The sequence below is a fragment of the Micromonospora tarapacensis genome, assembly GCF_019697375.1.
In the GTDB taxonomy this organism is placed as follows: Bacteria; Actinomycetota; Actinomycetes; order Mycobacteriales; family Micromonosporaceae; genus Micromonospora; species Micromonospora tarapacensis.
Genome location: NZ_JAHCDI010000004.1, coordinates 2,325,312 through 2,335,744, shown reverse-complemented (window position 1 = coordinate 2,335,744; position 10,433 = coordinate 2,325,312). Strand labels below are relative to the sequence as shown.

Sequence of the window (10,433 nt, the reverse complement as noted above, 5' to 3'; positions counted from 1 at the left end):
ACCGCTCAGGCGTATCCGGCGGCCGGGTCGCAGCGCCGGATCGCCCTCGGCCGTTCCCGCCGCGGTGACCAGGGCGGCGGCCCGGACGTCCAGCCGGGCCTGGGCGAGCGCGGCGATCTCGTCGTCGCTGCGCCCCGGCTGGTCCAGTGCGGTACGGGTGCCGTCGGCGCCGACGTCGGCCGGATCCGGGTCGACCGGGGTGTGCCGCCCGCACCGTGGCGTGCCCGCGCGCTGGCTGATCGGTTCGGCCCGCTGTGGGTGCCAGCCGAGCGCCGCGCTCTCCCGGCCGCCGCGTCGGAGTTGACCGACAGCCGCAGGCCGTGCACGTCGCGGCCCAACTCCAGCGCGATCGGTTCGCCGTGGCCCCGCAGGGTGACCAGATGCAGCACGTCCCCGTCGACGCTGAGGTGCAGCCCGGCCCGGCCGGTCACCTCCAGCAGCAGGTCGAGATCGCTGGGCCGGTGGTGCGGGAGCCGGTCCAGCCGCGGCCCGTCGGCCTCCGCGTCGACGCTCAACCCGAGGTCGGCGCAGAGTTCCGTGGCCAGTTCGGCGGCGGTCACCGACTCGAAGACCCGGAGCCGCTGGCGCTTGCGCAGCCGGTGCAGGGCGTCGTACCCGCGCAGCCGCAGCGTGGCGGCGCCGTCGGCGGCGTACTCGACCTCGACGGCGGTGACCTCGCCGGTGAACAGGGCCGCCGACTGCCCGTCGAGACGGACGTCGAGGTGGGCGCCGATGCGCACCGGCCCGGTCAGCGCGGCGGTGCCGGACCCGGCGCTCAGCGCCACTTCGCACTGGGTGGGCCGGTTCAGCCGGGCGGCCACCCGGATCGACGTGACCCGGCCGTACACCGTCGCGGGCAACGCGGCGCCGTCGAGCAGCACGGTCGGCGCCCGGTGCGCGGCGGCGGTCACGACCCTCCCGCCGGTGGCCGCGGACAGCGGCTCGGCGAGCGCGGCCGGCGCGGTTCCGGGCAGCGGTGGCACGGCCAGGGCGGTGCCGGCGGGCACGGCGAGCGGGTCGGTGATCCGGTTGTGCTCGGCCAGCAGCCGCCAGCGCAGCGGTGAGCCCAGGGCGTCGTGGGCGAGCAGGTCGAAGCGTACGCCCGAGGAGTCGGCGGCGGCGGTCCCGTCGCCGGCGGCGAGCACGGTCGTGCCGGGCGCCACGGCCGGGGTCTGCGCGACGGACAGTTCCTCGGCGAAGCCCTCCTGCGCCCGATCGGCGTCCTCCGCCACCCGGACCAGCTTGAGCCGCAGCCATGACCGGCGTGGCGAACCGGTGGCGGTGAAGGCGTCGAAGCGCTCCGCGACGGCGACGATCACTCCGGGCACGTTCCAGGTCTTGCCCCAGACCAACCGGACCAGCGGTGGCCGCAGCCAACCGTGTTCGACCGCCGAGTTCTCCGCCAGCATCCACAGCGGGCGGGTCAGCGCCCGTACGTCGGCGGGGCGCACCTGCCCCTCGGCGAAGTCGATGTCGAAGAGCAGGTCGAGCACGAGTTCGGTGCGGCCTCCGCCGGTGAAGACCAGCGGGTCGTCGGCCAGCCCGGCGCCGGTGAGCTGGCCGCCGGTGTCGCCCCGGTGTCGGACGCCGGCGAGGCGGGTCGCCTGGACGGTTTCCGGGTTGAGCAGGCAGTCGATCCGCTCGCCGCTGCTGTCGATGAGGAAGGCGACGCGTTCCATCAGCCACCCGCCTGCTCGCTGTCGAGCCGGCCCAGACGTTCGGCGTCCGGGCCACCCGGATCGGGGACCGACCACAGTGCCCGGTCGTCGGGCAGCGCCGGCCACGGATCGGGTCCGCCCCATCCGCCGGGTGAGCGCTGAGGCTCCAACTCCGGCCAGGAGCGGCCCGCCGGGCCGGCGCGGTGCCCGTCGCCCGCCTGGGTCTCGCCGCCGGGTCGGCGTCGGCCATCGGATTGGCGTACCGCGTCGGGCCGGCGCGCGTCGCCGGCCGGGCGCGTGGGGGCAACCCGCTGCCCTGCCACCGTCCGTCGCCGGCCGGGGCGCCGCTGCCCGGCCAGAGTCCGTCGCCGGACGGCGCCCGCCCCGGGTCGGGAGGTGGTGCCCGATCTCGCCGTCCCGGTCCGGGAGACCCGCTCCGGCGCGCCGATGAAGGTCGCCGCCGGGTCGGGTGGCCGGCTGCCTCGCAGGTGACCCGGTCGCCGGGCCGGGGTGCGGGCTCGCTCCGGTGGGGTGTGGGCTGGGTAGCGTCGTCAGGTCCGGATCCGCCAGCCGTGGCTCCGGTGCCAGGCTCAGGTGGGCCCGGACCGGCCGCGGCGACTGGTGCGTCGGTCCGGTCCGGGAGCCAGCCGGCGTGACCGTCCCGGACCCGGCGGTGTCGGGCGGGTGAAGCCAGCCGTTCGAGCGGGTCGGCCGGCGGGAGCCTGCTCGCGGCACCGGAGCATCGGCCGACCCGGAGCCGGGCCGAGGTGGTGTCCCTGCGCCGCCCCTTTGCTCTGCTTCACTCCACGCATCGCCCGGCGTCCGGTTTCCGGACAGTGGGCGTTGCGTCGGTTGAAGCAGAGCAAAGGACGTGTCGGAGGTAGCGGCGGTCTCGTCCACTGCCGGCGGTGCCACGCCGGCCGAGGTCCGGTCCGCTGCCGGCAACGCCAGGCCGGCCGGGGTGTCGGACGTCTGGTGCGGGCCTGCGGCATCGCCCGTACCCGGCCGGCGGTAGGGGTGGCCTGGGTCCGGCGCGGTGCCGTCCGTCCGCTCCGTGCCGTCCGTCCGCTCCGTGCCGCCCGGTAGGTCCACGGCGAGGTCGCGCAGCAGGCCGGGAGCGTGCGTCGCGACCACCCGCAGCCAGTGCTCCGGCGGCTGGCCGGGTCGCCGGTCCGAACCCGCGGCGCCACCGGCACCGGACCCGACGGGCGGTGCGGCGGCGGTCGCGGTGGGACAGGGATCGATGACGCCGGCGAAGCGGTCCACGATCCGTGCCGCGGACCGCAGCCGGCCGGCCAGCCAGCTACGCGGGCGTCGGCGCGGCACCACCGGCCTCCAGTTCCAGGCTCTCGTAGCGCAGCGTCAGTGCCGCGATGGCGATCTCCTGGCCGAGCGTGTTCAGGTGGGCGCCCCGCCAGTTCGTCGGCCAGGCGTTGATCAGATTCCAGCGCAGCACCTCCGCCGTGCCGGCGGCGTCGAGCAGCACCACGGAGACGTTGCGGCGGTTGACCGTGCCCCGGGCGACCGCGTGCACCCAGTCCCACAACTCCCGCGACGCGGTGAGACCGAAGTGCAGCGTGACCGGCCCGTACTCGACCTGCCCGGGGACCATCCGGATCCGGTCGTTGCCCTGTTCCCGGTACGGCACCGCGGGGATGTTCACCTCGAGCCCGCTCACCTCGGTGAAATGGCCGTTTGTCACACCGTTGACCAGCAGCTGGAAGTTGTACCCACGGTAGGGGTCGACCGGGGTGCCCGGCTGCGGCGTGGCCGTGGTCGGCATGTCAGCCTCCAATCGTCTCGGTCTCGGTGCCGCCGGCCCACTGGCTCAGCTTGAACACCACGAACTCCGCGGGCTTGACCACGGCGATGCCGATGTGGGCGACCACCATGCCGGCGTCGCGGACGTCGACCGGATTCGTCTCCTCGTCGCATTTGATGAAGAACGCCTCCTCGGGCGTACGCCCCAGCAGCGCGCCGTCACGCCACACCCGGGTGAGGAAGGCGCCGACGTCCCGGCGGATCGAACGCCACAGCGTGTAGTCGTTCGGCTCGAACACCATCCAGCGCGTGCCGTTGGCGATGGCCTGTTCGATGGCGATGGAGAGCCGCCGGACGTTGAGGTAGCGCCACTCGCTGGCCTCGGCGGCGAGGGTACGCGCGCCCCAGACCCGGATGCCCTCGCCGGGGAAGTAGCGGATGACGTTGACGCCCTTGGGGTTGAGCACATCGTGCTCGGCCCGGGTGACCAGGTGGCCCAGGTCGACCGCGCCGCGTACCGGTTCGTTCGCCGGTGCCTTGTGCACCCCGCGCAGGGCGTCGGTGCGGGCCCAGATGCCCGCGACGTGCCCGCTCGGCGGGGTGAGCACCAACTCGCCGCTGAGTGGGTCGCGGACCTGCAGCCAGGGATAGTAGAGGGTGGCGACGTCGCACTGCCGGGGTCGGTGTGACACCGGGCCGCCCCGCCGGAGCCCGAGCCCGATCCGCCGCCGGTGGCGGCAGCCGCGTCGGCGTCGCTCGGCTTCGGTGGCCGGGCCGAGCCGGGCGTGGCGACCCGGGTGAGGGTGGAGACGTCGTCGATGTCGGGTGCCGGGTCGCAGATGGCGACCATCGTGCGGGTGCGTTCGGCCATGCTGAGCAGGGCCTCGTGGGAGACCGGGTCGTGGAAGCCGGGTGCGGCCAGGATGGCGATCTCGTCGACCGCCTCGAGCAGGTCCAACCCGCCGCGCTGGCGGCCGGTGCCGGAGATCGAGCCGCCCTCGCCGACGTTGACCACCCAGCAGCGGGTGCCACCGTTGTCGAGGAAACCGAAGACGGCCCGGGCCAGCGGGGTGCTCTCCAACTGTTCGCCGTCGGCGTACAACCGGAGGAAGTCGGTCCAGTTGTTCACCGCGAGGGCCTCGCCGAGGTGGGCGGTGCGGTCCGGTGCGACGCCGACGAAGCCGGCGGTGCTGGTGCCGACCGGTCCGATCGGCCGGGCACCACTGGGCACCTCCTCGACGTAGATGCCGGGTGAGAAGTAGGTGGGCATCGGTCCTCCCGTACGGGTCGGGTCAGCGGGTCGGTGGCGTGCAGACGATGACGATGTCGGGGTCGGCCGGGTCGACCTCGGTGGTGAGCGTCTGCCCCCGGCCGGTGAGCCGGAGCCGGATCGGACCCGGCCGCTCCGGGTCGTGGGGCACGCCGGCGACCCGGAATCGGCCCGCCGGGTCGGTCTGGGTCGCGTACGGCTGGCCGACGACCTCGACCCGCATCGCCGCGAGCGGTTGCTCGGCCGGGCCCACGACCCGGCCGTCGAGGGTCAGCATGTCCAGCTGGCGCAGCCGCAGCGGGTGCAGTACCGGTGCGGCCGGCTGGCTCGGGTGGGTGACCTGCACGGGCACGTCGATCAGCAGCGACGGTCGGGGCGCCGCCCCGAATGCCGCCCACAGGGTCGGATCGCCGGCCTCCAGCACCAGGGTGTGCCCGCTCGCGGCGGTGGCCGCGACGAGGACCCGGTCCAGCGCCGCCAGGGCGTCCGGCCCACCGGCGGCGAGCAGGTAGCGCACCACGAGGCGGTACGGCTCGGGTCCGCCGCTGCCCCGGGTCTGCCGAGCCGGCCGCAGTTCCAGTGGCCACAGGGTCAGCCGGCCCGGGTCGGCGTCGGGCCGGGGCGGGCCGACCGGGACGGTGTCACCCGCCGCCCCGGCCAGCCACCGCGCCAGCTCGGCGGTGGCCGTCTCGATCGGACCGTCGGCGGTCATCGCGGCGGCGTCCCCTGGATCCGGTACGCGATGGCCTCGTTCCACACGTGCGGATAGACGCCGATCTCGAAGTAGCGGGTGAAGCGGTTGATCGGCGCACCCGCGTGGTCGTGGTACAGCAGCCAGACCGGCGCGATGGTGAACAGCACGTAGTTGGCCAGGACCAGCGGGATGTAGAGCGGCCCGAGCAGCCGGGCCTGGAAGATGTGCACGTCCTCGTGCCGCTGGATGCCCGAGCTGGAACCGGCGCAGACGGTGCCGAGGGTGGTGGCATAGCGGGGGGAGACCCCCTCGACCACGTTGACCCGGCAGCTGCGTTGGGAGGTGGCCCGGTCCAGCGAGTGACCGAAGACCAGGTGCAGCGCGAGGTAGCCCGCGCCGACCAGAGTGTTCAGCAGGCTCCAGGTGTGGTCGACGACGAAGAGGAACACACCGCGGAGATCGGCACCGTAGACCTGGGCCGAGGTGATGGCCCAGCCGAAGACGGCACCGACGAGCAGGCCGAAGCCCGCGCCGACGAGCAGCCCGACGGTGCCGCCGGCGAGCTGGCCGAGCACGGCGCCCGCGGCGACGTGGACGGCGGCGCTGATGATCCCGAAGACCATGACCCTGGTCCTCTCAGGCCCAGGATCGGATGAATTTGGGCTCGTTGCCCTGGGCCAACTGGACCGGCGTCGCCTGCCGGTTGCCCGGCGGCAGCTGGTTGACGCCGAGCGCGGCGGAGAAGATGACCAGCCCGTTGAAGAAGGCGATGATCCACTTTTCGGAGCCCGCGTCGGTGGCGAAACCCGCGGTGATGTACGACAGCGCGAGCGCGATGCCCAGCGCGATCCACTTGCGGGCCTTGTCGGCGCTCGGGCCGATCAGTCCGCCGATGACGTTGGTGGTGAGCAGCGTCGCGGCGCTCGCGCCGGTGAGACTGCCCAGGGCCGCCCAGCTGAAGAGATCGTTCATGGCCGATTTCCCTTCGATTTCGCATGGTGCGAGGTGGGGTTTCGGTGAGGTGCCGTCCGCCCAGGCGGGCGACGCCAGCCGGCTGGTCAGCCGACGCCCGGCGGGCCGGGATTCGTGGTGGCCGGCGTGGGCCCGCTGGCCGGCGTTGCCCCCGCCGCCCGGCCGCCCTGGGCTGCGGCGCTGTCCGCGGGCGGAGCGCCCGTGTTCGTACGCGGCCGGCGCAGCAGGAGTGCGACCAGCACCGCCACGAGCAGCAGCGCCACCGTGCCGGCGGCGATCAGCAGCCACGGAAATCCACCGCCGGTGTCCGCTTCGGCGGCCGCGGACGGTCGGGGCGGGGCCTCGGCGACGGCCCGCAGTTCCGCGGGCTTCCGCTCGTTGGGCTTGACCCGCCAGGTGACCGTCCGGTCGTTGACCTGAGCGCCGGCGCTTGCGTCCAGGACGCGGCCGGGAAAGGTCACGGCGATCTCGAACGACATCAGCAACATGAATCGGGCTTGATTTTCCGGGTCCTGCTCGGCAACTTTTCCGCCGTACCTCTTCGGGTCCAGCGGTAGGGTGAAAACGTAGCGGTCGCCATCGCGGACGATGCTCAGGCTTTCGCTGTCGAATTGGTCGAGCGGTACGTTCCGGTAGTTGATCAGAGAGCCGAAGTGGGTGGCGTCCTCGTACCTGGTCTCCGGGCCGGCCGGTAGCGCCGGGATGTTCTGCCTCAGCTCGGCGAAGCCGGTCTCGACCGGCCTGTTGTTCGCGGTCAGCACGTTCCGCGCCGCGGTCAGCAGGAGTTGGCCGCTGACCGTGTCGTCGGCGTTGACGGTCAGGCCGGCGTTGAACTGCATGCAGCCGGAAAGGGCCGCCAGTAGAACAAGACACACCGCACCTCGGAGTGTCCTGATGCGCCCGAGCCCCGTATTCATGGCCTCAGTGTGTGCTCTTACCGTAGGAGCCATCAGTCAGCGATCAGTCACATGCAAGTCGCCGATCTTACCCGTGACCAGTCATATTCGGCTGAGGCCGGAAACCGTGGAAATCGATATTCTGAAAGGTTGACCACGATTTCCGCAAGAGGGACCCCGCGGGGGCAGCGGGATGTGGTCCCCGGCGAGGGCGCCGCCCTGGCCTTCCTCCCGTCTCACCGCGCTGGCCGCGGCCGACCGAACCGTACCGGCCCGGCTCCGACCGTCTCAGGCGCTCCCGCGGCGGACCAGCGTCGACGGGAAGACGGTCGTCGCCGGTGCCGGGCGTTGCTCCAGCACCATGGTCGCGGCCGTGGTGATGATCTGCCGGACCGGATGGCTGGCGGTGGTCAGCGCCGCCGTCGAGGCCAGCGGGATGTCGTCGAAGCCGGTCACGGCCACGTCGTCCGGCACCCGAACGCCGTCGGCACGCAGCCGACCGATCACGCCCAGCGCGGTCGCGTCGCTGATCCCGACGATCGCGTCGGTGTCCGGCCAGCGTCGCAGCACCTCCCGGGCGGCGGCGTGTCCCCGGGCCGCGCTGAAGTCACCGACCACCTCCCGCGCCGGCAGACCGGCGTCGCGCAGCAGCCCGCGGTACGCCCGCACGGAGCGGGTGGCGCAGGCCAGCCAGCGCGGGCCGGTGACCATGGCGATCCGTCGGCGCCCGGAGGCGTACAGATGGCGGACGATGGTCGCGGTGGCGCCGCCGTTGTCGATGTCCACCGACGGCACCGCGGCCGAGCCGATGCCGATCGACACCGTCCGGCCGTGCAGTCGCCGTGGCACCAGGCCCAGCAGCGACGCGGTCGTGTTGAGCAGCACCAGACCGGCCACGCCCCGGTCGTCGGTCAGCTGGATCAGCCGTTCCGGCGTGTCCAGCGGCAGCCATTGCACCGCGACCCCCAGATCGTGCGGCGCGCAGGCCCGTGCCACCGCGGCGACCGCCTGGTCGACGTAGGGGTCGTCGAGGACGGCCGGGCCGGTGCCCGCCACCGCCACCAGCAGCCGTACGCCGGTGCCGTGCACCAGAGCCCGGGCCGCCGGATTCGGCACGTAGCCGAGCAGGTCCGCTGCGGTGCGTACCCGCTGCCGCGCGGTCGAGGAGGCGAAGCCGGTGCCCGCGATGACCCGCGACGCCGTCGAACGGGACACTCCGGCCGCCCGGGCGACGTCGTCCAGGGTTGCCGGCCGGCCTGCTGCCGTCGTCATGATCCTTCTCCCGTTCCCTGTCGCCCGCCTCCGGTGCCCGGGCGCCCATCTGCATCATGCCGCGCCCGGCGGCCGGCGGTAAGGACCGGAGGCGGATTGTGGTGGTAGCGCTCCCAGGTGTGTGATCGTTGCCAGTGCACCGAGGAGAGGACCGGAACGTACGTGGACCCAGCCGTCACCGCCCCCACCACACCGCCGACCACCCCCGGCCCGTCCCACGGGGTGCTGGCGGCCCGCAACGGCGTGGCGGTGGTGTTCGCGCTCAACGGGCTGGCCGTGGCCACCTGGTTCGCCCGGGTGCCGGCGATCCGCGACGGCCTCGGGCTCACCCCTGGCCGCCTCGGCCTGCTCCTGTTCGCGATGTCCCTCGGTGCGATCCTCGCCATGCCCACGGCGGGGCTGGTCGCCCAGCGACTCGGCGCGGCCCGCGCGGTGGCGCTCTCCACGATGCTCGTCGCGCTCGGGCTGACCGTCGCCGGGGTCTCGGCCGGCGTTGCTGGTTGGCTGCCCGGGGTGGCGGTGGGCCTGTTCGCCTTCGGCTACGGCTCCGGCAGTTGCGACGTCGCGATGAACGTCGAGGGCGCCGCGGTCGAACGCCGGCTCGGCTGGACCGTGATGCCCCGGTTCCACGCCGCCTGGAGCCTCGGCTCGGTGGCCGGCGCCGGTATCGGCGCCGGTGCCGCCCGGCTGGGCGTGCCGGTAGCCGTGCACCTCGGCGTGCTGGCGGCGCTCGTGCTGGGCGGCACCCTGCTCGGGGCACGCGCGTTCCTGCCGGCCGCACCGGAGGCCGCCGGCACCGCCGCCGGGCGCCGGGGCCGGCTGCTCGCGGCCTGGCGGGAGCCACGCACCCTGCTCATCGGCCTGCTGGTGCTGGCGGCGGCGTTCGCCGAGGGCGCCGCCAACGACTGGCTCGCGGTGGCCTTCATCGACGGTTACAGCTTCAGTGAGGCGGCCGGCGCGGCGGTCTTCGGCGTCTTCGTGGTCGGCATGACGGTGGGCCGCACGCTCGGCACGGTGGCCCTGGATCGGTGGGGACGGGGGCCGGTGCTGACCACGACCATCCTGCTCGCCGTCGTCGGAGCCGGCCTGGCGGTGCTCGCCGGCTCCGGTCCGGTCGCGGTGGTCGGCGTCGCGTTGTGGGGGTTGGGTGCCTCGCTCGGCTTCCCGGTGGGCATGAGCGCCGCCGCCGACGAGGAGGAGCACGCCCACGTCCGGGTCAGCGTGGTCGCGGTGATCGGTTACACCGCGTTCCTCGCCGGGCCGCCGCTGCTGGGCATGCTCGGCGACCAGGTCGGCACCCTGCGGGCGCTGCTGGTCGTGCCGCTGCTGCTGCTGCCGACCCTGTTCCTGGTCCCCGCGGCCCGTCCGCCCGCCGCCGGCAACACGGGGTGCCGGCGCGGGCGGGCTCGGCGGGCCCGGACGCGTAGCTGGCCGACGGCCGCATCGCCGAGTCGATCATCGGGCAGCGCCCACCGCCCAGGTCCCTCGCACCGGGCTCACAGGGATCTGCCAGGCGGCGGTGCTGCACTGGGAGGCACGCCGAGAAGAGGAGGCGGGCATGGGCTGGTTCAGCCGACGGCCACGCGCCGCGCAGGGCACCCCGACGAAACTCGACCGCGAGGCCACCCCCGAGGACCTCGCCGCGCTGGAGCGGTTCGCGACCAGCCGGCAGGGGGTGGAGTTCTACCTCGAACCGGAGACCACCGCCACCGACACCACGGTGATGGCCATCGCGCACGACGGCGAGTGGATCCGCCGTCGCACCGGTACGCCGCGCGCCGCCGGCGCCATGGCCCGCAGGCACGCCATCCCGCTCTACGAGGCCGCCAAGGTCGGGTACCCGGACCGGATGCGGGCCTGGAACCGGGCCCATCCGGAACGCCGCGCCCGCTGACCCGGCCGGGCCGTCC

Annotated in this window: 9 protein-coding genes and 2 pseudogenes; 2 read left to right on the top strand and 9 right to left on the bottom strand. The window is 74.0% G+C overall.

The features are described 5' to 3' along the window. Nucleotides 1-5 precede the first annotated feature (5 nt). The 9 genes and pseudogenes from KIF24_RS32970 to KIF24_RS16485 all read right to left on the bottom strand — a co-directional run bounded on the left by KIF24_RS32970 (nucleotide 6) and on the right by KIF24_RS16485 (nucleotide 8,523). The gene (locus tag KIF24_RS32970; protein ID WP_230415678.1) at nucleotides 6-1,679 is read right to left on the bottom strand and encodes a CIS tube protein; all 1,674 of its coding nucleotides are present in this window, start codon (nucleotides 1,677-1,679) and stop codon (nucleotides 6-8) included. After that, entirely contained in the window at nucleotides 1,679-1,981 is a 303-nt protein-coding gene (locus KIF24_RS16520; protein ID WP_221084803.1) for a hypothetical protein, read from the bottom strand. The genes KIF24_RS32970 and KIF24_RS16520 overlap by 1 nt, the downstream gene beginning before the upstream one ends. A 980-nt stretch (nucleotides 1,982-2,961) precedes the next feature. Beyond that, the gene (locus KIF24_RS16515) at nucleotides 2,962-3,441 is read right to left on the bottom strand and encodes a phage tail protein (RefSeq protein ID WP_221084802.1); all 480 of its coding nucleotides are present in this window, start codon (nucleotides 3,439-3,441) and stop codon (nucleotides 2,962-2,964) included. 1 nt (nucleotide 3,442) lies between these two features. Beyond that, nucleotides 3,443-4,689, bottom strand: a pseudogene (locus KIF24_RS35095) (phage tail sheath family protein). Nucleotides 4,690-4,711: 22 nt separating this feature from the next. Then, nucleotides 4,712-5,401 carry a carboxypeptidase-like regulatory domain-containing protein gene (locus KIF24_RS16505; protein ID WP_221084801.1) on the bottom strand — a complete coding sequence of 230 codons (690 nt, stop codon included), beginning with the start codon at nucleotides 5,399-5,401 and terminating at the stop codon, nucleotides 4,712-4,714. Continuing rightward, the gene (locus KIF24_RS16500) at nucleotides 5,398-6,006 is read right to left on the bottom strand and encodes a glycine zipper family protein (protein WP_221084800.1); all 609 of its coding nucleotides are present in this window, start codon (nucleotides 6,004-6,006) and stop codon (nucleotides 5,398-5,400) included. Before KIF24_RS16500 ends, KIF24_RS16505 begins: the two co-directional genes overlap by 4 nt. A 13-nt stretch (nucleotides 6,007-6,019) precedes the next feature. Beyond that, nucleotides 6,020-6,355 (bottom strand): hypothetical protein, encoded by a 336-nt coding sequence (locus KIF24_RS16495; RefSeq protein ID WP_221084799.1) that lies wholly within the window; start codon nucleotides 6,353-6,355, stop codon nucleotides 6,020-6,022. Between the two features lie 86 nt (nucleotides 6,356-6,441). Next, complete coding sequence (locus tag KIF24_RS16490) at nucleotides 6,442-7,194, bottom strand: LppM family (lipo)protein (protein WP_230415674.1); 753 nt, start codon at nucleotides 7,192-7,194, stop codon at nucleotides 6,442-6,444. A 345-nt stretch (nucleotides 7,195-7,539) separates the two neighbouring features. After that, the gene (locus tag KIF24_RS16485; protein WP_221084797.1) at nucleotides 7,540-8,523 is read right to left on the bottom strand and encodes a LacI family DNA-binding transcriptional regulator; all 984 of its coding nucleotides are present in this window, start codon (nucleotides 8,521-8,523) and stop codon (nucleotides 7,540-7,542) included. 162 nt (nucleotides 8,524-8,685) lie between these two features. On the opposite strand from KIF24_RS16485, the pseudogene KIF24_RS16480 reads away from it, so the two are divergent. Both KIF24_RS16480 and KIF24_RS16475 read left to right on the top strand, forming a co-directional pair. Then, a pseudogene (locus tag KIF24_RS16480) lies at nucleotides 8,686-9,894 on the top strand (MFS transporter); the annotation flags it as partial. 187 nt (nucleotides 9,895-10,081) lie between these two features. Then, nucleotides 10,082-10,417 carry a hypothetical protein gene (locus tag KIF24_RS16475; protein ID WP_221084796.1) on the top strand — a complete coding sequence of 112 codons (336 nt, stop codon included), beginning with the start codon at nucleotides 10,082-10,084 and terminating at the stop codon, nucleotides 10,415-10,417. The last annotated feature ends 16 nt before the right edge of the window (nucleotides 10,418-10,433 follow it).

What these genes read in the sequence shown, in the direction of transcription:
- KIF24_RS32970 (WP_230415678.1), bottom strand. Translation starts at nt 1,679, where the DNA reads ATGGAACGCGTCGCCTTCCTCATCGACAGCAGCGGCGAGCGGATCGAC.
- KIF24_RS16515 (WP_221084802.1), bottom strand. Translation starts at nt 3,441, where the DNA reads ATGCCGACCACGGCCACGCCGCAGCCGGGCACCCCGGTCGACCCCTAC.
- KIF24_RS16505 (WP_221084801.1), bottom strand. Translation starts at nt 5,401, where the DNA reads ATGACCGCCGACGGTCCGATCGAGACGGCCACCGCCGAGCTGGCGCGG.
- KIF24_RS16500 (WP_221084800.1), bottom strand. Translation starts at nt 6,006, where the DNA reads ATGGTCTTCGGGATCATCAGCGCCGCCGTCCACGTCGCCGCGGGCGCC.
- KIF24_RS16495 (WP_221084799.1), bottom strand. Translation starts at nt 6,355, where the DNA reads ATGAACGATCTCTTCAGCTGGGCGGCCCTGGGCAGTCTCACCGGCGCG.
- KIF24_RS16490 (WP_230415674.1), bottom strand. Translation starts at nt 7,194, where the DNA reads ATGCAGTTCAACGCCGGCCTGACCGTCAACGCCGACGACACGGTCAGC.
- KIF24_RS16485 (WP_221084797.1), bottom strand. Translation starts at nt 8,523, where the DNA reads ATGACGACGGCAGCAGGCCGGCCGGCAACCCTGGACGACGTCGCCCGG.
- KIF24_RS16475 (WP_221084796.1), top strand. Translation starts at nt 10,082, where the DNA reads ATGGGCTGGTTCAGCCGACGGCCACGCGCCGCGCAGGGCACCCCGACG.